This window comes from Microbacterium resistens NBRC 103078 (assembly GCF_001552355.1).
Classification (GTDB): domain Bacteria; phylum Actinomycetota; class Actinomycetes; order Actinomycetales; family Microbacteriaceae; genus Microbacterium; species Microbacterium resistens.
In genome coordinates, this window is sequence record NZ_BCRA01000058.1 from 1 (window position 1) to 21,245 (window position 21,245).

The window sequence follows — 21,245 nt, forward strand, 5'->3', positions numbered from 1 at the left end:
GGGCCGGGCGGCGGCGGGGCGGGCTGCTCGGGTGCCCGCGGCACGGGGGGCCGCGGAGGCTGCTCTTCGGCGTTGGTGTTGTCGCTCACGATGTCCGTCTCCCTGGTCGTCCCCAGACTCCCGGCACGGCCGACGGATGTCAATTCCCGCCGCGCTGCTCTGGATAGGCTTGCGAGGCTGGAGAACCTGAGAGTGGGAGTCTGTGATGAGCACTGACCGTGTCGTCCTCGTGACCGGTGGCAACCGCGGCATCGGCCGCGCGATCGCGGAGCGCTTCGTGCGCGACGGCTACCGGGTGGCGGTCACGGCGCGCAGCGGCGAGGGGCCGGACGGCACGCTCACGGTGCGGGCGGACGTGACGGACGCGGAGGCCGTCGACGCCGCGTTCACGGAGGTCGAGCAGAAGCTCGGCCCCGTCGAGATCGTCGTCGCGAACGCCGGGATCACCAAGGACACCCTGCTCCTGCGCATGAGCGAGGACGACTTCGACAGCGTCGTGGCCACGAACCTGGGCGGCGCGTTCCGCGTCGTCAAGCGCGCGTCGAAGGGCATGCTGCGTGCCCGTTTCGGGCGCGTCGTCCTCATCTCGAGCGTGGTCGGCCTCTACGGATCGGCCGGTCAGATCAACTACGCCGCCTCGAAGAGCGCCCTCGTCGGCTTCGCGCGTTCGCTGACCCGCGAGCTCGGCGGCCGCGGCATCACCGCCAACGTCGTCGCCCCGGGATTCATCGAGACGGACATGACCGCCGAGCTCCCGGAAGAGACGCAGAAGCAGTACAAGGCGAGCATCCCGGCGGGACGGTTCGCGTCGGCGGACGAGGTCGCCGGGGTCGTGACCTGGATCGCCTCCGACGACGCCGCGTACATCTCCGGCGCGGTGATCCCGGTCGACGGCGGCCTCGGGATGGGGCACTGACGGGCGCCGTCGATCCCCGCCGCGAGCAGGCACCCGCCGCAGTGTGGGGAACGGTCAGCGTCCGGCTGGGCGATCGATCGCGGCCACGAGGAGCTCGGTGAGCCGATCGGGCACGGAGAACTGCGGCCAGTGTCCCGACCCGATCCGGACGACCTCGGCGTCCTGGATGCGGCGGTACTCCTCGGCGTAGTCGCCCCACTGCCGGATCTGCTCGCCGAACTCCGCTTCGGTCATCCCGCCCATCAGCAGGGTCACCGGCACGTCGTATCGTCGCGGGTCCGCCAGACGGATGGGATCGGTCGGGACCCGTGCAGGCACGCTCCGGGTGAGCGGGGCCGTGCGCGCGCGTGTGGCCTCGTCGAGGTCCGAGACGTCCTCGTCGGGGAAGAAGCCCCACCCGGGGAACGGGACCACGCCGTCCACGATCTCGAACTCACTGATCCCGTACCCCGGCGCGGGCGGCGCCGTGTCCACGAAGACGACGCGCGCCACTCGCTCCGGGCGGGCGTCCGCGGCTCCCCACACCACGTTGCCGCCGCCGGAGTGGCCGACGAGCACGACGGGGGCCTGGGCGCGGTCGATCTCGGCGACGACGGCGTCGACCCAGTCGGCGATGCCGACCTCCGCGGACGACGCGCCGGGCTCGCCGACGCCCGGCAGGGTGAGGGCATGGGGCCGGTGCCCGGCCGCGACGAGACCGGGGAGGATCGGATCCCACGAGGAGGCGTCGAGCCAGAGGCCCGGAACGAGGATGATGTCCATGTCCCGACGCTAGTGCCGGCCGCCGACATCCTGAAAGGGACGGGGATGGGGGCGCGGGCAGGGGGATCGCGCCTCAGGGCAGGAGCGGGATGACCTCGCGGAGATCCTGCGGCCCGACGACGAGGTTCGCCGCAGCGCGCACGGCCGGCTTGGCGTTGAAGGCGAGACCGAGCCCCGCCGCGTCCATCATGCGCAGGTCGTTCGCGCCGTCGCCGATCGCGACCGTGCGTCGCCGGGGCACGCCGAGCTCGTCCGCCCAGGCGAGGAGGGTCGCGGCCTTCGCCTGCGCGTCGACGATCTCGCCGTCCACGGTTCCGTCGAGGGCGTCTCCCGCGAACGCGAGGCGGTTCGCACGCCAGCGGTCGACGCCGAGACCGGGGGCGAGGTGATCGAGCACCTCGTGGAAGCCTCCCGAGACGACGCCGACGACGCCGCCGCGTGCGTGGACCGCCGCCGTGAGCTCGGTCACGCCCGGGGTCGGTCGCACGCGAGCGCGCACCCGGTCGAAGGCGGCGGACGGCACACCGGCGAGCGCCTCGACGCGGGAGCGGAGGCTCGTGGCGAAGTCGACCTCGCCGCGCATCGCCGCCTCCGTGGCCGCCTGCACCTCCGCACGGCGACCCGCCTCATCCGCGATCAGCTCGATCACCTCGTCCTGTAGGAGCGTGGAATCGGCATCGAGGACGACGAGGAAGCGCGCAGCGGTCACGCGACGAGCGTAGCGGCTCCTCGGGGCGGGCCGATCACGGCTCGATCAGGACGCCCTTGCCGACCACGGTGATGCCGGACTCCGTCACGGTGAACCCGCGGGCGAGGTCCCGCTCGCGATCCACGCCGACCGTCGCTCCGTCCAGGAGCACCACGTTCTTGTCGAGGATCGCCCGGTGCACGCGCGCGCCCTGTCCGACCCGGACGCCGTCGAAGAGGACGGAGTCGGTGATCGTGGACCCGCCGCCGGCGAGGGTCCACGGGCCGACGACGCTCCGCTCCAGATGGGTCCCCGACAGGACCGAGCCGAGCGAGACGATCGAGTCGATCGCGTTGCCGATCCGCCCGACCGAGTCGCGGACGAACTTGGCCGGGGGAGAGTTGACCGCCTGGGCGTGGATCGGCCACTCCATGTTGTAGAGGTTGAACACCGGGAGCGTCGAGATGAGGTCGCGATGGGCGTCGTAGAAGGAGTCGATGGTCCCGACGTCGCGCCAGTAGGCCCGGTCCCGCGGGGATGAGCCGGGCACGTCGTTCTGTCGCATGTCGTAGAACCCGGCCTCTCCGCGCTCGACGAAGAAGGGGACGATGTCCCCGCCCATGTCGTGGCTCGACGTGGCGGACTCCCCGTCGGCCTCGACCGCGGAGATCAGAGCGTCCGCGTCGAAGATGTAGTTGCCCATCGAGGCGAGGACCTCGTGCGGGGCGTCCGGGAGGCCGGTCGCATCCGTCGGCTTCTCGAGGAACTGGTGGATCCGTCCTGATCCGTCTGTCGCGACGTCGATCACGCCGAACTGCGAGGCCAGCGCGAGCGGCTGACGGATGCCGGCGACGGTGGCCTTCGCCCCCGAGGCGATGTGCGCCTCCAGCATCTGGCGGAAGTCCATCCGGTACACGTGATCGGCGCCGATGACGACGACGATGTCCGGCTTCTCGTCGTTGATGAGGTTCAGGCTCTGCAGGATGGCGTCCGCCGAGCCGGAGAACCACCGCTTTCCGAGCCGCTGCTGGGCCGGCACCGAGGTGACGTACGAGTCGAGCAACGCGGACATCCGCCAGGTCTGGGAGATGTGCCGGTCGAGGCTGTGCGACTTGTACTGCGTCAGCACGACGATCTGGCGCAGGCCCGAGTTGATGAGGTTCGATATCGCGAAGTCGATCAGCCGGTACTGGCCGCCGAAGGGCACCGCGGGCTTGGCCCGGTCCGCGGTCAGGGGCATGAGGCGCTTTCCCTCGCCACCGGCGAGGATGATCCCGAAGACCTTCTTTGGTGCCGACATGGCTCCACCATAGATGCCCTGTGAGCGCTTGTACTAGCGTGCAGTCATGCGCGTCGACATGATCACCAGGGAGTATCCGCCGGAGATCTACGGCGGGGCGGGCGTCCACGTCGCCGAGCTCGTCCGCGCGCTCCGGGAGGCCGTCGACGTGCGCGTGCGCGCGTTCGGCGCGCCGCGCGGCGAGGCGGGAACCACGGCGTATCGCACGCCCTCGGAGCTGGACGGCGCGAACCCCGCGTTGCAGACGCTGGGGACGGATCTCGTGATCGTCCCGGACGTCGCGGGCGCGGACGTCGTGCACAGCCACACCTGGTATGCGAACTTCGCAGGACACCTCGCTTCGCAGCTGCACGGCATCCCGCACGTCCTGACGGCCCACAGCCTGGAGCCCCTCCGTCCGTGGAAGGCGGAGCAGCTCGGCGGCGGATATGCGGTCTCGAGCGGGATCGAGCGGCTGGCGTACGAGAACGCGGCCGCGATCGTCGCGGTGAGCGCCGGGATGCGCGCCGACATCCTGCGGGCGTATCCCCAGGTCGACCCCGCACGGGTGCGCGTCATCCACAACGGCATCGACGTCGATGCGTGGCACCCCGTCGACGACGACGCGTTCCTCCGCGCGGAGGGGATCGACCCCGCGCGGCCGTCTGTCGTCTTCGTCGGGAGGATCACGCGCCAGAAGGGGCTGCCGTACCTTCTGCGTGCCGCCGCGGAGCTGCCCGCCGACGTGCAGGTGGTGCTCTGCGCCGGCGCGCCGGACACCCCGGAGATCATGGCGGAGGTGCAGGGGCTCGTCCGCGGTCTGCAGCAGTCCAGGGACGGCGTGGTCTGGATCGAGCGGATGCTGCCGCGGCGCGAGCTGTCGGCGATCCTGACGGCCGCGACGACCTTCGTCTGCCCCTCCGTGTACGAGCCGCTGGGCATCGTGAACCTCGAGGCGATGGCGTGCGGCGCCGCCGTCGTCGGCACGGCGACGGGCGGCATCCCCGAGGTCGTCGACGACGGGGTCACCGGCCGGCTGGTGCCGATCGAGCAGGTCCAGGACGGGACGGGGACGCCCGTGGATCCGGAGCGGTTCGTCGCGGATCTGGCGCGGGTGCTCACCGAGGTCACCGGCGATCCCGCCCGTGCCCGGGACTACGGTCGGGCAGGGCGCGACCGGGCTGCACGCGAGTTCAGCTGGGCCGCCATCGCCGACACGACCCGTGCGCTCTACGCGGAGGTCGTCGGCTGAGCCGATAGGCTGGCGGCATGCCTGACGACTCCGATCTCACGGTGCTCGATCTCACGGATGTCGTCGTCCGTCGGGACGGGCGGAACATCGTCGACCATGTGACCTGGTCGGTGACCGACGACCAGCGGTGGGTCATCCTCGGGCCGAACGGCGCCGGCAAGACCACGCTGCTCCAGCTCGCGGACACGCTGATGCATCCGACCTCCGGCCGCGTGGACATCCTGGGGGAGACCCTGGGGCGCACCGACGTGTTCGAGATCCGCCCGCGGATCGGCTTCGCGTCCAGCGCCATGGCCCGCCGCATCCCGCGCGAGGAGACGGTGCTCAACACGGTCATGACCGCGGCCTACTCGGTGATGGGGCGGTGGAACGAGGACTACGACGGCGTCGACGAGCGTCGCGCGATGCGGGTGCTGGAGCAGTGGCACCTGTCGCACCTGGCGGATCGGCTGTTCGGGACCCTCAGCGACGGCGAGCAGAAGCGCGTCCAGATCGCCCGCGCGGTGATGACCGACCCCGAGCTGCTGCTGCTCGACGAGCCGTCGGCGAGCCTCGACCTCGGGTCCCGCGAGGAGCTGCTGGCGCTGCTGAGCGGCTACGCGCAGTCGCCCACCACGCCGGCGATGGTCATGGTGACCCACCACGTCGAGGAGATCCCCGTGGGCTTCACTCACGTCCTCCTGCTCCGGGAGGGCCGCGTGGTCGCCGCCGGGCCGCTCGCGCAGACCCTGACCGCCGAGACGCTGAGCGAGGCGTTCGGCATGCCCATCTCCCTGGACCGGGTCGACGGCCGCTACGCCGCGCGTGCCGCGTCCTGACGCGCTCGTCTGCTAGAATCGACCCTTGGTGTTTTCCGCACCGCAGACTTCCCTCGCCCCTGGCAGAATCCAGGGCACCACGTAAGGAATCCCATGAAGACTGACATCCACCCCGACTACCAGGCCGTCGTGTTCCGCGACCTCGGCTCGGGAGAGACCTTCCTCACCCGCTCCACCGTCACGAGCGACAAGACGATCGAGCTGGACGGCGTGGAGTACCCCGTCATCGACGTCGAGATCTCCTCCGCCTCGCACCCGTTCTACACGGGCAAGCAGCGCATCATGGACTCGGCCGGTCGTGTCGAGAAGTTCAACCAGCGCTTCAAGAACTTCGGCGGCTCCTCCAAGTAAGCCCCGACGTCGACGAGACGCAGAAGGCCCCCGGCTCGGGATGAGCTCGGGGGCCTTCTGCTGTGCAGCCGGGGGCGTCGCACGGCGAACGGCCATGACGATCGGCGCACGACGGGGGAGCCTCGGGGCTCGGCCCGCCGCTGAGGAGTCGCTACGCGTCCCGGCCGGCCGCACGGTCGCGGAGGCTCCGCCAGCCGGAGAGTCCGGACGTGTCGGCGGCGGAGACGAGGAACTCCGTCGCGGACGTGTCCAGCGCCTTCCACCCCGCGCCCTCGCACAGCGCGACGATGCGTCCGACGATCTCGTCGCCGGCGCGGACGTGGAGCATCAGGTGCTCCAGCGGGGCGTCGCCGTCCCTGCCCAGACTGAACTCGATCGAGCCCTCGAGGCCGCGCCAGATGCCCCAGCGCGGATCGGACCAGTCGGTGTCGGGGAACGTCGCGTCGACGTGTCGCCGGACGTCCTCGAGCGTGCCGAGGGGGAGCATCGGGTCGCTCTCGCACGCCGACAGATCGTCGTAGGTCTGGATCTCCTGCGGAAGCCGCATGATCAGCACGTCCCAGCTCATGACGGCGAGTCTAGGTCTACGGACAATGCCACGTTCGCTCTTCGTCGGGTCGGCGGAGCCGTGCCGCCCCGGAGCGGTCAGCGTTGGGGCCGACGTCGATCCGGATGCGCGTCGGCGCGCCGCCGGCTCCCCGGCGCATGATCCAGTCGGGATCGGGCGTCGGGGCGGGGATCGCGCGCCGGGTCTCACGATCGCGCTCCATCCCGGCCTCGTGCGCGCTGGGCGACCAGACGCTGTCGAACACGCCGACGAGGCCGCCGCCGGAGCCGCGGTAGCGCTCCTCGATGGGCCTGCGCGACGCCGCGTGCATGACTCCGGTGACGATGAGCACGATCGGCAGGACCAGCACGAGCGCGACCGTGCCCCACCCGAACACCGTGCCGATGACCGCATCCATGATCACAGGCTAGCCACGGTCCCGACGTGCGGCATCCCTCCTGAGAGGGATCGTCAGCGGACGGGCCAGGCGCCGTCGAGCGTCTGTTCGGGCTCGAGACGGCCGATGCGGATGAAGTACTCCGTGAGGCTCTCGGCCTGGGCGCGGGCCCATCCGATCTGGCGCGTGTGCAGTTCCGCGGCGGAGTCCGGGAGCGTGAAGCGGCGGGCCAGGGCCTGCGCCACGCGTCCGGCCGCGATGGCGTCCGCGGATGCCTCGTGTGCGGCGTCCAGCACGACCTCATAGTGCGCGGCGACGACTTCGAGGGTGCGCTTTCCTGGCCGGTACCGGTCGTAGGCCTTGTCGATCACCAGTGGATCGATGACCGGCGAGGGGGCGTCCAGCGGCTCGACGGCGTATCGGCGGGCCTCGTGCGCGAGAAGCGAGAAGTCATAGGAGGCGTTGTACGCGACGATCGGCACGCCCTGGCCGAGGAGGGCGCGGAGCGCTCTGGTCACCTCCGCCACGACCACGGCGGCGGGCGCGCCGTGGCGGCGTGCGTGATCGGTCGTGATCCCGTGGATCGCGGACGCGCCCTCCGGGATCGGCACGCCCGGATCGGCCAGCCAGCTTCTCGACGCGAGCTCGCGCCCCTCTCGGTCGAGCACCCCGATGTAGGCCGTGACCACCCGGTCCCCGGCGACGTCGACGCCGGTGGTCTCGAGATCGAACACCCCCACGCGATCGATCCAGGCGGGCAGCGCGCGATCCGTGGTCATGGCACCCACGGTAGGACGCGGCGCCGACATCGCCGCACGAGACGCGCCCGTAGACTCGAGGGGTGACCGTCCCCTCCCCGTACGCCGACCGACTGCAGCGCATCCCCGTGGAGCGGCGCGAGGTCGAGATCGCCGGGGGACGGACGGCGTACTGGGTCTACGGGGACGAGACGGTCTCGGCCGACGCCCCCGCCCTCATCGCCGTGCACGGCTTCCGCGGGGAGCACCACGGCCTCGAGCCCGTGGTGGCGTATCTGCCCGGCATGCGAGTGATCATGCCGGACCTGCCCGGCTTCGGGGAGACGCCGGCGCTCCCGGGCAGGACGCACGACATCGAGGCCTACGCCTCGTGGCTGCGTGCGTTCGCGGCCGAGGTGGCGCCCGGCGCGGTGATCCTCGGGCACTCGTTCGGCTCCATCGTCGCCGCGGCGGCCGTGGCCGGGGGCCTCGCGACGCCGCGCCTGATCCTGGTGAACCCCATCGGGGCGCCGGCGCTGGAGGGCCCGAAGGGCGTCATGACCCGGCTGGCGATCCTGTATTACGCGCTGGGAGCGCGGCTGCCGCGTGCTCTGGGGACGGCGCTCCTGCGCAACCCGCTGATTGTCCGGGTGATGAGCATGGCGATGGCGAAGACGAAGGATCCCTCCCTGCGGCGCTTCGTGCACGACCAGCACGACACGTACTTCTCCCGGTTCGCGGACCGCGACGTCCTGAAGGACGCGTTCGTGGCGAGCGTCTCGCACGACGTCAGGGAGTACGCGGCGTCGATCGACGTCCCCGTCCTCCTCGTCGCGGCGCAGCGCGACGACATCACCCCGATCGAGGCGGAGCGGCGGCTCGTCCGCCTGTTCCCCGACGCGCAGCTCGTCGAGATCGCGCACGTCGGCCACCTGATCCACTACGAGACGCCCGCGGAGGCCGCCGGCGCGATCGAGCGCTTCCTCAGGCCTCTCGGCGCGCCATCCCGATGAGGCCGGCGACGCGGAACGGGATGATCTCGCCCATCGCGAGAGAGGTCTCGGTCCTCTCCACGCCGTCGATCGAGAGGATCCGGGCGTCCGTGTCGAAGAGGTGGCGCGCGTCGCGGCACGCGACGCGCGCGAGGATGTCGACCGAACCGCTGAGCCCATGCGCCTGGACGACCTCGGGCACGCGGGACAGCTCGGTGATGATGCGCGGCAGCTCGGTCTGACGCACGCCGATGCTGACGAACGCCTGCAGCGGGAAGCCCAGGACGGCGGGGGAGTAGGCGCGCTCGTACGGCAGGAACACCCCCGTCTGCTCGAGCCTGGTCATGCGGGCCTGGATCGTGTTGCGCGAGAGCCCGAGCCGTTCCGCGAGGGCGACCACCGTGATCCGCGGCTCGGCGGCGAGCGCGTCGAGCAGGTCGAGGTCGATGCGGTCCAGGGCGGCGGGACGTTCCGAGGCGGGCATAGTGCCAAACCGTAGCAGGGTCACGTGACGCCTGTCTTGGCAACATGCTCAAAAGCCGTTCCAATGCTTGAGCCAGATGCTGAGCGGACGTAGCCTCAAGGCAACGGCAAGGAAGCCCACGGAACGTCGCCCCACGAAGGCGGCTCCGACAAGGAGGACGACGATGTCACCCAGCATCACCCCGATCGCCGACACGGAGACGGATCTCGCGCTCACCGAGCAGCTCATCGCCCCGGACGGCACCCGCCGGGCCAATCCGCTCCTCGACCCCTTCGTCCAGGACGTGAGTCCCACGGACCTGCTCGCCCTCTTCCGCGACATGAGCGTGGTGCGCCGGATCGACAGCGAGGGGATCGCGCTGCAGCGCCAGGGCCAGCTCGGGCTGTGGGCGCCGTGCCAGGGCCAGGAGGCCGCTCAGGTCGGAACCGCGCGGGCGCTCCGCGGGGACGACGTGGTGTTCCCCAGCTACCGGGAGACGGGCGTGATGTACGTCCGGGGAGCGGACCCCGGCGACTACACGCGCGCCTGGCGCGGCGAGGAGGGCGCGTCCTACGATCCCGCCGTCATGCACATGGCGCCGCTGCAGATCATCATCGGCGCGCAGACGCTGCACGCGGTCGGCTACGCGATGGGCATCCGCGCGGACGAGTCGGACCAGGTCGCGGTGACGTACTTCGGCGACGGCGCGACCAGCCAGGGCGACGTCAACGAGGCCATGGTCTTCGCGTCGTCGTACCGACTCCCCGTGGTCTTCGTGTGCCAGAACAACCACTGGGCGATCTCCGAGCCCGTGGCTGTGCAGTCGCAGTTCCCCATCGCGGGACGCGCGCCGGGATTCGGGATCCCCAGCCTCCGCGTGGACGGCAACGACGTCCTCGCCTGCGTGGCGGCCATGCGCTGGGCGACCGAGCATGCGCGGTCCGGCAAGGGCCCGGCCTTCATCGAGGCGGTCACCTACCGGCTCGGCCCGCACACGACGGCGGACGACCCGACGCGCTACCGGGACCCGGCGGAGCTCGAGGCCTGGCGCGGACGCGATCCGCTGCTTCGGCTCGAGCGACTGCTCCGCGCCGAGGGCGTGCTCGACGACGCCCAGGCGGCGGAGATCGCCGCGGCGGCGGACGAGGCGGCGCGCACCCTCCGCGCCACGTGTCTCGCCATGACCACGCGCCCGGCGCTGGCCGTGTTCGACAACGTGTACGCGACCCCGCACACGGGCCTCTCGGAGCAGCGCGCCGCGTACGCCGACTACCTCGCCTCGTTCGAAGGGGTCTGACATGACGACCCTCACGATGGGCAAGGCCCTCGGCGCTGCGCTGCGCCGTTCCCTCCAGGACGACGAGAAGGTGGTGCTGCTCGGAGAGGACATCGGAAAGCTCGGCGGCGTCTTCCGGATCACGGACGGCCTGCTCGCGGAGTTCGGTGCCCGACGGGTGATCGATACCCCGCTGGCCGAGTCCGGCATCGTCGGGACGGCCGTGGGGCTGGCCATGCGCGGCTACCGCCCGGTCGTGGAGATCCAGTTCGACGGGTTCGTCTATCCCGCGTTCGACCAAATCGTGTCCCAGGTGGCGAAGCTGCACTACCGCACCCAGGGGCGGGTGCCGATGCCGATCACGATCCGCATCCCGTGGGGCGGCGGCATCGGCGCGGCCGAGCACCACTCCGAGTCTCCGGAGGCCTACTTCGTGCACACGGCAGGGCTCCGGGTCGTGGCGGTCTCGAACCCGCAGGACGCGTACGTGTGTCTGCGTCAGGCGATCGCGAGCGACGATCCCGTGATCTTCTTCGAGCCCAAGCGGCTGTACCACGCCAAGGGCGAGGTCGACGAGGAGACCCCGCTCGCCGACGCCGCGCCGATGGGGCTCGCGCGTGTCGTACGCCCCGGCGCGGATGCGACCGTGATCACCTACGGGGCCATGGTCGGCACGGCCCTGGCCGCCGCGGAGGCGGCAGAGGACGAGGGACGCTCGCTCGAGGTGATCGATCTTCGCTCGCTGTCTCCGGTGGACTACGACACCGTCTGCGCGTCGGTACGCCGGACCGGCCGGGTCGTCGTCGCCCACGAGGCCTCCCGGGAGGCGGGGGTGGCCGCCGAGGTGATCGCGAGCATCACGGAGAAGTGCTTCACCTGGCTGGAGGCGCCGCCGCTGCGGGTGACGGGTCACGACATCCCGTACCCGCCCGCCAAGCTGGAGAAGCACCACCTCCCGGACCTCGACCGCATTCTCGACGCCGTCGACCGCGTCCTCGGCGACGACGCGCTCGTGCCGGGAGCGGGGCTCGGCCGCAAGGACGACGCGCGTCCGGTGACAGGAGCAGAGCGATGACCCAGGAGTTCCGTCTTCCCGATCTCGGCGAGGGGCTGACCGAGGCCGAGGTGGTCCAATGGCTGGTCGCCGAGGGCGACTCGGTCGCCCTCAACCAGACGCTCGCCGAGGTGGAGACCGCGAAGGCGGTGGTGGAGCTGCCGTCGCCGTACGAGGGCACGGTCACGGCGCTGCATGCGGCGGCGGGGGACACCGTCGCCGTCGGAGCCCCTCTGATCGCCTTCCGCCTGCCCGGCGAGGAGGACGAGGACCCCGCTCCGCCGGCGGACGCCGTGAGCCCCGCGTCGGGGACGGCCGGTTCGTCCGGATCGGAGGAGGCGGACGACCAGGGCCCGGAGGCCGGACGGGACGCCGGGGAGGCGGCGCAGCCCAACCTCGTCGGCTACGGCGCCGCCCCTGCGGCGGCGGGGAGACCGGCGCGCCGCGCCCGACGCACGGTCACGGCCGCCCGGACAGCGGACACGACGGTGCTGGAGGCGGCGCCCCACGACGCGGTGGTCTCCGAGGCGCCGTCGCACACGACGGTCGAACGGCCGCGATCGACGCCGCCCGTGCGCGCGTACGCGAAGGCCCAGGGAGTGGACCTCGCCCTTCTCTCCGCGACGGTGGGGGACCGGGTGATCACGCGCGCGGACGTGGACGAGTACCTCGGCACGGTATCCACGCGTGAGGAGGAGATGTCCGCCCGCGAGGGGAAGGTCTCCGGTCTCCGCTCGGGCGGGTACGACGATGGTGCGGCGCGCGTCACCCGGACGCCGATCCGAGGGGTGCGTAAGCGCACGGCGGAGGCCATGGTGGCGAGCGCGTTCACCGCGCCGCACGTCACGACCTTCCACACCGTCGACGTCACCGCGACGATGGAGTTCATCGCGGCGCTGCGCGAGGACCGGTCTCTCGACGGAGTGCGGATCGGCCCGCTGGCCGTGGTGGCGAAGGCCGCGTGCCTGGCACTGTCCCGGTTCCCGGGCCTGAACTCCTCCTGGGACCAGGATGCCGGCGAGATCGTGGCGCACCACTTCGTCGACCTGGGCATCGCCGCCGCCACGGATCGCGGGCTCATCGTGCCCGTGATCCGCGACGCGGAACGGCTGTCTCTCCCTGACCTCGCACAGGCGCTCAGCGCGCTCACGGCGACGGCACGCAGCGGGAAGACCCCGCCGGCGGACCTGCTCGGCGGCACCTTCTCCCTCACGAACATCGGCGTGTTCGGCGTGGATGCGGGGACGCCGATCCTGCCGCCGGGGCAGACGGGGATCCTCGCCTGCGGCGCCGTGCGCCGACTGCCGTGGGAGCACCGCGGCGAGGTGGCGCTCCGTCAGGTCATGACGCTGAGCCTGTCGTTCGACCATCGCGTCGTCGACGGCGCCGAGGGAGCGCAGTTCCTCAAGACGGTGGCGGATCTGCTGGAGAATCCCGCGCGGGCGATGCTGCTGGCGTGACCGGAGCCGGGCCCGTCGCGTCGCGGCGGGCCAGGCTCCTCGCGGCGCTCAGCGTCGGGAAAGACCCAGGACGCGTCGAGTGTGACGGCGCTCGCGGAGGATGAACGCGCTCCCGATGAGCCAGAGCGGCACCTGGGTGAGGAACGCCCAGCGGAACGCGTCGAGCGAGTAGCTTCCGGGAGTGCCCGCTCCCTGGAGGTCCAGTGCCAGCCCGATGAGGAAGATCGCCACGAGCGCGGCGAGGAAGCCTCCGCCGTTGACGATCCCCGTCGCGGTGCTGAGCCGGTGCTGCGGGTTGTGCGTGCGCGCGTGGTCGAAGGCGACCATCGACGCCGGGCCGCCCGAGGCGAGCGCGACGGCGAGGACGACGAGCAGCCAGATCGGCGCGGGCCCCGGCCATGCGATCACCGCCACCCAGGCGGCGAGCTGGACCGCGACGGTCGGCAGGACGAGACCGAGCGAGCGGCTCGTGGGACGCCGCGCCGAGAGCGCGCCGATGAGGGGACCGAACAGGACACCGCACACGACGTAGACGGTGGTCACGAGCGAGGCGCCGGCGGTGCTCAGCCCCTGGCCTGCGGTGAGGAAGGGGATCCCCCAGAGCATCATGAAGGCCGTGCCGGCGAACGGGGTGGTGAAATGCGTCCAGAACCCGAGCCGGGTTCCCGGATGGGACCAGGCGGCCCGCAGCGACACGCGCAGGTCCGCGCGAGAGGTCACGACGCGGATCGCCCCGGTGTCGGTGTTCACCGACACGTCCGCGGCGAACTCCGGGGGACGGTTGCGGATGACCGCGAACACGAGGACCGCGAACAGGACGCCGATCCCGGCGAGGCTGCCGAACGCGACCGACCAGCTCGTGGCGTGCAGCAGAGCCGCCATGGGGACGAGGGCCAGGAGCTGCCCGAACTGGCCGACGATCCCGGTGAGCTGCGCCATGAGCGGGCCCCGCTGCGCCGGGAACCAGGTCGCGACCACACGCAGCACCCCGGGGAAGATCGCCGCGTCGCCGGCCCCGAGGAGCATCCGCGCCACGATGGCGATGCCGACGTTCGGCGCGAACGCCATGACGAGCTGCCCGGCCGCCATGAGCACCATTCCCGCCACCATGACGGGGCGAGAGCCGTAGCGGTCCAGCAGGATGCCCACCGGCACCTGCATGAGGCCGTAGACGGCGAGCTGGAGGACGGCGAAGAGCGAGAGCGTGGAAGCGTCCGCCTGGAAGATCTGCGCGGCGTCCACGCCGACCGCGGACAGCGAGGTGCGGTTCGTCACCGACAGCAGATAGGCGGTGACGCCGACCGACCAGATCAGCCACATCCGACCGGTGTCCCAGCGCCCGACGGCGACGGGGGCGGTGGTCACAGCGGGCTCCTCAGAGGGCGGGATGGGATTCCAGCCTACTCCCGGCTGCGTCCGTCGCCGTGTCCGACCGCTCTCACCGGGACGGCGCCAGCAGCGCGGCCGTCGCCATCGCGCGGAGGACGTGCGCGGTCTCCGCGGAGGCGCGCTCGGCGGCGCGGGTGCTGTGCGGAGTCGAGTTGATGAGCCCGAAGCACGCCTGCACCCGCAGCCGCAGCTGGTCCGCGCCGGCGTCGAGCAGCGCGGCGAGCGTCTCCTGCCACAGGTCGATGTACGCGCGCTGGAGGCGGCGGACGCGGCGGAGATCCTCGTCGCCGAGGTGGGTGACGTCACGGTCCTGGACACGGATGACGTCGGGATGGCTCAGGGCGAAGTCGACGTGGAAGCGGATCAGGGCGTCCATGCGCTCCGCGGGCGCGTCGCCGGAGGATGCGACGGCGCGGCCGCCCGCGACCAGGTCTTCGCTGACCTCGACGAGCACGGCGCCGAGCAGCGCCTGCTTTCCGGCGAAGTGGCGGTAGACGGCGGGGCCGCTCACTCCCGCGGCCGACCCGATGTCCTCCAGGCTGACACCGGCATAGCCGCGACGGGCGAACTGCTCCGAGGCCGCGTGGAGCAGAGCGGCACGCCGGCTCTGTTTGGCGCGGTCGCGGGCCGTCGCCGACTCCTGCGTCGGGACCGGCGGGGTCCTTGTCATGTCAGTTAATCCTCGCTAACCTGGATCCGTTGGTTAATGAACACTAACCGGTTTCCCGCTCCGGCACCACGCACGCGTCGTGTCCGCGCGGGGTCGATGGTCGTGGGTCGAGGAGGACGACACGATGGCGAGCGGACGGCCGAGCCGATGACGGACACGATCACGCAGCGCACGCTGGCGGCGTCCCTTCGAGAGCGCATCGCCCGCGCCGCCGACGGCGGTCCCGAGCACGCCAGGGAGCGTCACGTCGCCCGGGGCAAGCTCCTTCCGCGGGAACGCGTGCGACGCCTGCTGGACGAGGGCAGCCCGTTCCTGGAGGTGGCTCCGCTGGCCGCCGAAGGCATGTACGACGGCGAGGCACCCGGTGCCGGGCTGATCACCGGGATCGGCCTGGTGCACGGCCGGGCCGTGATGGTCATCTGCAACGACGCCACGGTCAAGGGCGGCACGTACTTCCCGCTCACCGTGAAGAAGCACCTGCGCGCGCAGGAGATCGCCGCGGAGAACCGTCTGCCGTGCATCGCGCTGGTGGACTCGGGCGGAGCGTTCCTGCCGATGCAGGACGAGGTCTTCCCCGATCGCGACCACTTCGGGCGCATCTTCTACAACCAGGCCCGGATGTCCGCGGAGGGCGTGCCGCAGATCGCCGCGGTGCTGGGCTCGTGCACGGCCGGAGGCGCGTACGTCCCGGCCATGAGCGACGAGACGGTGATCGTCCGGAACCAGGGGACGATCTTCCTGGGCGGGCCGCCCCTGGTGAAGGCCGCCATCGGGGAGGTCGTCACCGCTGAGGAGCTCGGCGGCGGCGAGCTTCACGCGCGGACCTCGGGCGTCGTCGATCACCTGGCCGAGGACGACGAGCACGCGCTGGAGATCGTCCGCGACATCGTCGCCACCCTTCCGCCGCCGCGCACCGCCGCGTGGGAGGTCCTGCCGTCGGTCGACCCCGCGGGGTCCTCGTCGCTGTACGACGTCGTCCCGGTGGACGTGAACGAGCCCTACGACGTGCACGAGGTAATCGTCCGGCTCGTCGACGCGGGGTCGTTCACGGAGTTCAAGCCGGACTACGGCACGACCCTCGTCACCGGGTTCGCGCGTCTGCACGGTCACCCGGTGGGGATCGTCGCGAACAACGGCGTGCTCTTCTCCGAGTCGGCGCTCAAAGGCGCGCACTTCATCGAGCTGTGCGATCAGCGAGGGATCCCGCTGCTGTTCCTGCAGAACATCACCGGGTTCATGGTGGGCCGGGACGCGGAGGCGGGCGGCATCGCCAAGGACGGAGCGAAGATGGTGACGGCCGTCGCCACGACCCGGGTGCCCAAGCTCACCGTCGTGATCGGCGGCTCGTTCGGCGCGGGCAACTACTCCATGTGCGGCCGGGCGTACTCGCCGCGGTTCCTCTGGACGTGGCCGGCCAGCCGCATCTCCGTGATGGGCGGGCCGCAGGCCGCCTCCGTGCTCGCGACGGTCAAGGAGGATCAGCTCGTGGCCCGCGGAGAGGCGTGGACCCCCGAGGAGCGCGAGGCGTTCGAGGAGCCGATCCGTGCGCGCTACGACGCACAGGGCGAGCCCTACTACGCCACCGCCCGGCTCTGGGACGACGGCGTCGTGGACCCCGAGCAGACGCGCGATCTCCTCGGCCTCGCGCTCGACGTCGTCTCCCGTGCCCCACTGCCCGAGACCCGTTTCGGCCTCTTCCGGATGTGATGCCATGACCGCTTCAGCCCCATCGCGCTCCGAGGGCGTCGCGCCCCTGTTCGACACGGTCCTCGTGGCCAATCGCGGCGAGATCGCCCGCCGCGTCATCCGGACGCTGCGCCGTCTCGGGATCCGCAGCGTCGCGGTCCATTCCGACGCCGACGCGTCGGCGGCGCACGTCCGCGAGGCGGACGAGTCCGTGCGGATCGGACCGCCGCCCGCCGCGGAGTCATATCTGGACATCGACGCGGTGATCGCCGCCGCGCTGGTCACGGGCGCCCAGGCCGTGCACCCCGGATACGGCTTCCTGTCCGAGAACCCCGCCTTCGCCGAGGCGTGCGCGGCGGCCGGCCTGGTCCTCGTGGGGCCGGGCCCACAGGCGCTCGAGGTCATGGCGGACAAGATCCGCGCCCGGGAGCACGTCGCCGCGCACGGGGTCCCGATCGTGCCCGGCTTCAGCGCCGCGGGCATGTCGGACGAGGAGGTCGCCGCGGCCGCCGACGCCGCGGGCTACCCGCTGCTCGTCAAGCCCTCGGCCGGCGGCGGCGGGAAGGGCATGCAGGTGGTCCGGAACCCCGCGGAGCTGGCTGAGGCCCTCGCGACGGCGCGCCGCGTCGCGCGGGCGAGTTTCGGGGACGACACCCTCCTGCTGGAACGGCTCATCGATCGGCCGCGGCACATCGAGGTGCAGATCCTGTCCGACGCGCACGGCCGGACGATCCACCTGGGCGAGCGCGAGTGCACCCTCCAGCGGCGGCACCAGAAGGTCGTCGAGGAGGCGCCGTCCCCGATCGTCGACCCGGGAACGCGGGAGCGGCTGGGCGCGGCGGCGATCGCGACCGCCGCGTCCGTCGACTACCGCGGCGCGGGCACGGTGGAGTTCCTCGTCTCCGCGGAACGGCCGGACGAGTTCTTCTTCATCGAGATGAACACCAGGCTCCAGGTCGAGCATCCGGTGACCGAGCTCGTCACCGGGATCGACCTCGTCGAGCAGCAACTGCGGATCGCGGCGGGGGAGCCGCTGCAGATCGCGCAGGAGGACGTGCGCCTCGAGGGCCATGCCATCGAGGCGCGCGTCTACGCGGAGGCTCCCGCGCGCGGCTTCCTGCCCGCCGCCGGCGAGGTGCTGGCGTGGGCGGAAGCGCCCGGCGTGCGGACGGACTCCGCCGTGGAGACCGGCAGCGTGGTCTCCGCCGACTACGACCCGATGATCGCCAAGGTGATCGCGGTCGGACCGGACCGGGACGAGGCGCTGCGCCGCCTGGACGCCGCCCTGGCGCGGACCGTGCTCCTCGGCGTCGAATCGAACATCGCGTTCCTGCGCGCGCTGCTCGCTCAGGACGAGGTGCGCCGCGGCGACCTCGACACCGGCCTCATCGATCGGCTCCCGCCGTTCGCCGACCCCGCGCCGTCGTCCGCGGCGCTGCGGGCCGCTGCACGCACCGCGGGGGCGGTGCCGGAGCGAGAGCCGGGATCCGCGCACGCCTCGCCGCCATGGACGACGCGGAGAGGATGGCGCCTGGGAGCGGATCCGGTGCCCGGCGAGATGCGTTTCCTCTGGGGCGACGCGCTCCTGACCGCCGAGGTCGCCCCGGACGAGGACGACGAGCTCGTCACGGTGCCGGCCGCGCACGCCGAGGACGGCACGGTGTGGGTGCACGCGGACGGCGTGGCCACCGCTCTCACCCCCATCGGCCGACGAGCGGCATCGGAGCGACGACGGGCGGAGCGCCGCGGCGACGTCGCTGCCAGGGCGCCGGAGATGCGGGCGCCCATGCCGGGCGCGGTGGTGGCCGTGCACGCACCCGACGGGTCGGCGGTCGCCGCCGGCGACCGGATCCTCTCGATCGAGGCGATGAAGATGGAGCACCCCGTCCTCGCGCCCCGGGACGGCACCGTCCGCGTGTCGGTGTCCGTCGGAGACCAAGTGCGTCGCGACCAGATCGTCGCGCGCATCGAGCAGACCCCATCCCACGAGGAGGACGACGATGACCGGTGAGGGACTGTCGGAGACGATGGCGCTCGACATGAGCGAGGAGGAGCGTGAGCTCGCGGGCATGGTGCGGGAGTTCGCCGAGACCGTGGTGGCCCCGCGGTCCTACGAGGCCGACCGCGCGCACGAGCTGCCGATGGACGTGGTCTCCCAGATGGGGGAGATGGGGCTGTTCGGACTGCCGTTCCCCGAGGACGTCGGCGGTCAGGGCGGCGACTACTTCGCGCTGTGCCTGGCCATCGAAGCGCTCGGGCGCGTGGATCAGTCCATCGCCATCACTCTGGAGGCGGGCGTCAGCCTCGGGGCGATGCCCGTGTACCGGTTCGGCTCCGCCGCGCAGCAGGAGGAGCACCTGCCGGACCTGCTGGCAGGGAAGGCCCTGGCGGGGTTCGGGCTGACCGAGCCGGAGGCCGGCAGCGACGCCGGCGCCACTCGGACGACCGCGCGGCTCGACGGCGACGAGTGGGTGATCGACGGCACCAAGCAGTTCATCACGAACTCGGGCACCCCGATCACCCGATTCGTGACCGTGACGGCGGTCACCGGGCAGAGCGAGGCGGACGGCCGGGTCCGCAAGGAGATCTCCACGATCATCGTTCCCAACGGCACGCCGGGCTTCACGGTGCAGCCCGCGTACGACAAGGTCGGCTGGAACGCCTCCGACACCCACCCGCTGACCTTCGACGCCGTGCGGGTGCCCGCCTCGAACCTGCTCGGAGAGCGCGGGCGCGGCTTCGCGAACTTCCTCAGCATCCTCGACGAGGGCCGGATCGCGATCGCCGCCCTGGCGACGGGAGCGGCCGAGGGCTGCCTGGAGGCGGCCGTGGACTACGCCAAGAGCCGGACCGTCTTCGGCTCCTCGCTGAGCACGCGTCAGAACGCCCAGTTCACGCTGGCGCGGATGCGCGCCCGCGTGCACACGGCGCGGCTGGCGTGGCATCACGCCGCCCGGCTCCGAGACGCGGGACGACCGTTCGCGGAGGAGTCCGCGATCGCGAAGCTCGTCGCCGGGGAGGCCGCGATGGACAACGCGCGCGATGCGACCCAGATCTTCGGGGGGAACGGGTTCATGAACGAGTATCCCGTCGCCCGGCACTACCGCGATTCGAAGATCCTCGAGATCGGCGAGGGGACGACCGAGGTGCAGTTGCTCGTGATCGCGCGGGCGCTGGGGCTGGCCGGGTAGCGTGACGGACATGACCGAGGAGGCGGGATCCGGGACGCAGGACATCGTCCAGCGCGGGCTGTACTTCGAGGAGTTCGTCGTGGGCGCGCGCTACCTGCACCGGCCGGGACGGACCGCGACGGAAGCCGACAACGTCCTGTTCACGACGCTCACGATGAACACGCAGGCCCTGCATCTGGACGCCGCGTTCGCGGCCGCGCAGGAGCCGTTCGGCCAGCGGCTGATGAACTCGATGTGGACGCTCTCGACGATGGTCGGGGCCTCGGTCGCCCAACTGACGCAGGGGACGTTGGTGGCCCAGCTCGGGCTGGGGGAGATCGCCTTCCCCCATCCGCTGTTCGCGGGGGACACGCTCTACACGGAGAGCGTGGTGACGGACAAGCGCCTCTCCGCGTCGCGGCCGGGCCAGGGGATCTGCACGATCGCGCACACGGGCCGGAACCAGGACGGGGTCGTCGTGGCGACGGCGTCGCGCACCGTCCTCGTGCGCTGCGCCGGGGCGGAGGAGCGATGAAGACGCTCGATTTGGGGCCCGCGCTGCTGTTCTGCCCGGCGGATCGCCCGGAGCGGTTCGCCGGCGCGCGGGAGAAGGCGGATGCCGTGATCCTCGATCTCGAGGACGCGGTGCTGCCCGAGGCCAAGGCGCAGGCGCGGCGGAACATCGCGTCCGCGGTGCAGGAAGCGGACCGCGTGATCGTGCGCGTCAACCCGCCCGGAACGGCGGACTTCGCCGAGGACCTCGCGATGCTCGCGGACACGCCCGTGCGCACGGTGATGGTCGCGAAGGCGGAGGACCCGGCGGCCCTGGACGCGCTCGGCGACCGGGATCTCATCGCGCTGTGCGAGACCGCGCGAGGCGTCGTCCGCGCGGCCGAGCTCGCGTCCCATCCGCGCGTCGCCGCCCTGATGTGGGGCGCGGAGGACCTCGTCGCCTCGCTCGGCGGCACCTCGAGCCGCAGGGCGGACGGACGCTATCGCGACGTCGCCCGTGAGGCGCGCTCCCGCGTGCTCCTGGCGGCCGGCGCGCACGGGGCGGCGGCGATCGACGCCGTCCACCTGGACATCGCGGACGACGAGGGGCTGGCCCGCGAGGCCGAGGATGCAGCCGCCTCGGGCTTCCGAGCCACCGCGTGCATCCATCCACGCCAGGTGCCGGTGATCCGGGCGGCATACCGGCCCGACGAGGAGACGGTCGCATGGGCGCGGGCAGTGCTCGCGGAGGCGGCGGATCAGCGCGGCGTCTTCCGGTTCCAGGGTCGGATGGTCGACGAACCGGTGCTGCGTCACGCCCGGTCCGTGCTCGCCCGGATCTGAGCA

General features: G+C 71.9%; 22 protein-coding genes. 13 read left to right on the plus strand and 9 right to left on the minus strand.

Features of this window, described 5'->3' with window-relative positions; genetic code table 11:
- The first annotated feature begins 205 nt into the window (after window positions 1–205).
- Window positions 206–916 (plus strand): beta-ketoacyl-ACP reductase, encoded by a 711-nt coding sequence (locus MR1_RS10860; RefSeq protein WP_067246278.1) that lies wholly within the window; start codon window positions 206–208, stop codon window positions 914–916.
- A gap of 54 nt (window positions 917–970) precedes the next feature.
- Here the strand turns inward: MR1_RS10860 and MR1_RS10865 are convergent, their stop codons facing one another.
- The 3 genes from MR1_RS10865 to MR1_RS10875 all read right to left on the minus strand — a co-directional run bounded on the left by MR1_RS10865 (window position 971) and on the right by MR1_RS10875 (window position 3,666).
- Window positions 971–1,678: an alpha/beta fold hydrolase gene (locus tag MR1_RS10865; RefSeq protein ID WP_067246281.1), complete on the minus strand. Its 708-nt coding sequence runs from the start codon at window positions 1,676–1,678 to the stop codon at window positions 971–973.
- Between the two features lie 73 nt (window positions 1,679–1,751).
- Entirely contained in the window at window positions 1,752–2,387 is a 636-nt protein-coding gene (gene serB, locus MR1_RS10870) for a phosphoserine phosphatase SerB (RefSeq protein ID WP_067246284.1), read from the minus strand.
- Window positions 2,388–2,421: 34 nt separating this feature from the next.
- Window positions 2,422–3,666, minus strand: a complete 1,245-nt coding sequence (locus tag MR1_RS10875) for a glucose-1-phosphate adenylyltransferase (protein ID WP_067246286.1) — start codon at window positions 3,664–3,666, stop codon at window positions 2,422–2,424.
- Window positions 3,667–3,712: 46 nt separating this feature from the next.
- Between MR1_RS10875 and glgA the strand changes: the two genes are divergently transcribed.
- From glgA to MR1_RS10890, 3 genes are all read left to right on the plus strand, one after another.
- Window positions 3,713–4,897, plus strand: coding sequence for a glycogen synthase (glgA, locus tag MR1_RS10880; RefSeq protein ID WP_067246289.1), 1,185 nt, complete (start codon window positions 3,713–3,715; stop codon window positions 4,895–4,897).
- 17 nt (window positions 4,898–4,914) lie between these two features.
- On the plus strand, window positions 4,915–5,715 hold the full coding sequence (locus tag MR1_RS10885) for an ABC transporter ATP-binding protein (RefSeq protein WP_067246292.1): 801 nt from the start codon (window positions 4,915–4,917) through the stop codon (window positions 5,713–5,715).
- A gap of 93 nt (window positions 5,716–5,808) precedes the next feature.
- Window positions 5,809–6,066, plus strand: a complete 258-nt coding sequence (locus MR1_RS10890; RefSeq protein ID WP_067246295.1) for a type B 50S ribosomal protein L31 — start codon at window positions 5,809–5,811, stop codon at window positions 6,064–6,066.
- Between the two features lie 151 nt (window positions 6,067–6,217).
- Here MR1_RS10890 and MR1_RS10895 read toward each other — a convergent pair whose 3' ends face one another.
- From MR1_RS10895 to MR1_RS10905, 3 genes are read right to left on the minus strand one after another with little or no spacing between them, the layout of a single operon-like run.
- Window positions 6,218–6,634 (minus strand): hypothetical protein, encoded by a 417-nt coding sequence (locus MR1_RS10895; RefSeq protein ID WP_067246298.1) that lies wholly within the window; start codon window positions 6,632–6,634, stop codon window positions 6,218–6,220.
- Between the two features lie 16 nt (window positions 6,635–6,650).
- Complete coding sequence (locus MR1_RS10900; RefSeq protein ID WP_174522531.1) at window positions 6,651–7,031, minus strand: hypothetical protein; 381 nt, start codon at window positions 7,029–7,031, stop codon at window positions 6,651–6,653.
- 53 nt (window positions 7,032–7,084) lie between these two features.
- Window positions 7,085–7,789, minus strand: a complete 705-nt coding sequence (locus MR1_RS10905; RefSeq protein ID WP_067246301.1) for an exonuclease domain-containing protein — start codon at window positions 7,787–7,789, stop codon at window positions 7,085–7,087.
- Window positions 7,790–7,851: 62 nt separating this feature from the next.
- Here MR1_RS10905 and MR1_RS10910 point away from each other — a divergent pair, with 62 nt between their 5' ends.
- Window positions 7,852–8,760, plus strand: a complete 909-nt coding sequence (locus tag MR1_RS10910) for an alpha/beta fold hydrolase (RefSeq protein ID WP_067246304.1) — start codon at window positions 7,852–7,854, stop codon at window positions 8,758–8,760.
- On the opposite strand, the gene MR1_RS10915 is transcribed toward MR1_RS10910, so the two are convergent.
- On the minus strand, window positions 8,732–9,223 hold the full coding sequence (locus tag MR1_RS10915) for an Lrp/AsnC family transcriptional regulator (protein ID WP_067246307.1): 492 nt from the start codon (window positions 9,221–9,223) through the stop codon (window positions 8,732–8,734). The genes MR1_RS10910 and MR1_RS10915 overlap by 29 nt on opposite strands.
- Before the next feature lie 163 nt (window positions 9,224–9,386).
- Here MR1_RS10915 and pdhA point away from each other — a divergent pair, with 163 nt between their 5' ends.
- Genes pdhA through MR1_RS10930 form a run of 3 tightly spaced genes read left to right on the plus strand, consistent with a single transcriptional unit; the run spans window position 9,387 to window position 12,992 of the window.
- Window positions 9,387–10,499, plus strand: coding sequence for a pyruvate dehydrogenase (acetyl-transferring) E1 component subunit alpha (gene pdhA, locus MR1_RS10920; protein WP_067246311.1), 1,113 nt, complete (start codon window positions 9,387–9,389; stop codon window positions 10,497–10,499).
- 1 nt (window position 10,500) lies between these two features.
- Window positions 10,501–11,553, plus strand: a complete 1,053-nt coding sequence (locus tag MR1_RS10925; protein WP_067246314.1) for an alpha-ketoacid dehydrogenase subunit beta — start codon at window positions 10,501–10,503, stop codon at window positions 11,551–11,553.
- On the plus strand, window positions 11,550–12,992 hold the full coding sequence (locus MR1_RS10930; protein ID WP_067246317.1) for a dihydrolipoamide acetyltransferase family protein: 1,443 nt from the start codon (window positions 11,550–11,552) through the stop codon (window positions 12,990–12,992). The genes MR1_RS10925 and MR1_RS10930 overlap by 4 nt, the downstream gene beginning before the upstream one ends.
- Window positions 12,993–13,040: 48 nt before the next feature.
- Here MR1_RS10930 and MR1_RS10935 read toward each other — a convergent pair whose 3' ends face one another.
- Together MR1_RS10935 and MR1_RS10940 are read right to left on the minus strand one after the other, a co-directional pair.
- Complete coding sequence (locus MR1_RS10935) at window positions 13,041–14,312, minus strand: MFS transporter (protein WP_067246366.1); 1,272 nt, start codon at window positions 14,310–14,312, stop codon at window positions 13,041–13,043.
- Window positions 14,313–14,430: 118 nt separating this feature from the next.
- On the minus strand, window positions 14,431–15,051 hold the full coding sequence (locus MR1_RS10940) for a TetR/AcrR family transcriptional regulator (RefSeq protein ID WP_067246320.1): 621 nt from the start codon (window positions 15,049–15,051) through the stop codon (window positions 14,431–14,433).
- A 147-nt stretch (window positions 15,052–15,198) separates the two neighbouring features.
- On the opposite strand from MR1_RS10940, the gene MR1_RS10945 reads away from it, so the two are divergent.
- The 5 genes from MR1_RS10945 to MR1_RS10965 are packed head-to-tail and all read left to right on the plus strand — an operon-like array spanning window position 15,199 to window position 21,242.
- Window positions 15,199–16,758: a carboxyl transferase domain-containing protein gene (locus MR1_RS10945; RefSeq protein ID WP_067246323.1), complete on the plus strand. Its 1,560-nt coding sequence runs from the start codon at window positions 15,199–15,201 to the stop codon at window positions 16,756–16,758.
- Between the two features lie 4 nt (window positions 16,759–16,762).
- Complete coding sequence (locus tag MR1_RS10950) at window positions 16,763–18,748, plus strand: ATP-binding protein (protein WP_067246326.1); 1,986 nt, start codon at window positions 16,763–16,765, stop codon at window positions 18,746–18,748.
- Window positions 18,738–19,928 (plus strand): acyl-CoA dehydrogenase family protein, encoded by a 1,191-nt coding sequence (locus MR1_RS10955; protein ID WP_409366251.1) that lies wholly within the window; start codon window positions 18,738–18,740, stop codon window positions 19,926–19,928. Before MR1_RS10950 ends, MR1_RS10955 begins: the two co-directional genes overlap by 11 nt.
- A 10-nt stretch (window positions 19,929–19,938) precedes the next feature.
- Window positions 19,939–20,442, plus strand: a complete 504-nt coding sequence (locus MR1_RS10960; protein ID WP_067246328.1) for a MaoC family dehydratase — start codon at window positions 19,939–19,941, stop codon at window positions 20,440–20,442.
- On the plus strand, window positions 20,439–21,242 hold the full coding sequence (locus MR1_RS10965) for an HpcH/HpaI aldolase/citrate lyase family protein (RefSeq protein WP_067246331.1): 804 nt from the start codon (window positions 20,439–20,441) through the stop codon (window positions 21,240–21,242). Before MR1_RS10960 ends, MR1_RS10965 begins: the two co-directional genes overlap by 4 nt.
- Window positions 21,243–21,245: the final 3 nt, after the last annotated feature.

Bases quoted from the DNA above. Each gene is read 5' to 3' on its own strand.
- MR1_RS10860 (WP_067246278.1), top strand. From the start codon at position 206: ATGAGCACTGACCGTGTCGTCCTCGTGACCGGTGGCAACCGCGGCATC.
- MR1_RS10865 (WP_067246281.1), bottom strand. From the start codon at position 1,678: ATGGACATCATCCTCGTTCCGGGCCTCTGGCTCGACGCCTCCTCGTGG.
- MR1_RS10875 (WP_067246286.1), bottom strand. From the start codon at position 3,666: ATGTCGGCACCAAAGAAGGTCTTCGGGATCATCCTCGCCGGTGGCGAG.
- glgA (WP_067246289.1), top strand. From the start codon at position 3,713: ATGCGCGTCGACATGATCACCAGGGAGTATCCGCCGGAGATCTACGGC.
- MR1_RS10885 (WP_067246292.1), top strand. From the start codon at position 4,915: ATGCCTGACGACTCCGATCTCACGGTGCTCGATCTCACGGATGTCGTC.
- MR1_RS10890 (WP_067246295.1), top strand. From the start codon at position 5,809: ATGAAGACTGACATCCACCCCGACTACCAGGCCGTCGTGTTCCGCGAC.
- MR1_RS10895 (WP_067246298.1), bottom strand. From the start codon at position 6,634: ATGAGCTGGGACGTGCTGATCATGCGGCTTCCGCAGGAGATCCAGACC.
- MR1_RS10900 (WP_174522531.1), bottom strand. From the start codon at position 7,031: ATGGATGCGGTCATCGGCACGGTGTTCGGGTGGGGCACGGTCGCGCTC.
- MR1_RS10905 (WP_067246301.1), bottom strand. From the start codon at position 7,789: ATGACCACGGATCGCGCGCTGCCCGCCTGGATCGATCGCGTGGGGGTG.
- MR1_RS10915 (WP_067246307.1), bottom strand. From the start codon at position 9,223: ATGCCCGCCTCGGAACGTCCCGCCGCCCTGGACCGCATCGACCTCGAC.
- pdhA (WP_067246311.1), top strand. From the start codon at position 9,387: ATGTCACCCAGCATCACCCCGATCGCCGACACGGAGACGGATCTCGCG.
- MR1_RS10925 (WP_067246314.1), top strand. From the start codon at position 10,501: ATGACGACCCTCACGATGGGCAAGGCCCTCGGCGCTGCGCTGCGCCGT.
- MR1_RS10930 (WP_067246317.1), top strand. From the start codon at position 11,550: ATGACCCAGGAGTTCCGTCTTCCCGATCTCGGCGAGGGGCTGACCGAG.
- MR1_RS10935 (WP_067246366.1), bottom strand. From the start codon at position 14,312: ATGTGGCTGATCTGGTCGGTCGGCGTCACCGCCTATCTGCTGTCGGTG.
- MR1_RS10940 (WP_067246320.1), bottom strand. From the start codon at position 15,051: ATGACAAGGACCCCGCCGGTCCCGACGCAGGAGTCGGCGACGGCCCGC.
- MR1_RS10945 (WP_067246323.1), top strand. From the start codon at position 15,199: ATGACGGACACGATCACGCAGCGCACGCTGGCGGCGTCCCTTCGAGAG.
- MR1_RS10950 (WP_067246326.1), top strand. From the start codon at position 16,763: ATGACCGCTTCAGCCCCATCGCGCTCCGAGGGCGTCGCGCCCCTGTTC.
- MR1_RS10955 (WP_409366251.1), top strand. From the start codon at position 18,738: ATGACCGGTGAGGGACTGTCGGAGACGATGGCGCTCGACATGAGCGAG.
- MR1_RS10960 (WP_067246328.1), top strand. From the start codon at position 19,939: ATGACCGAGGAGGCGGGATCCGGGACGCAGGACATCGTCCAGCGCGGG.
- MR1_RS10965 (WP_067246331.1), top strand. From the start codon at position 20,439: ATGAAGACGCTCGATTTGGGGCCCGCGCTGCTGTTCTGCCCGGCGGAT.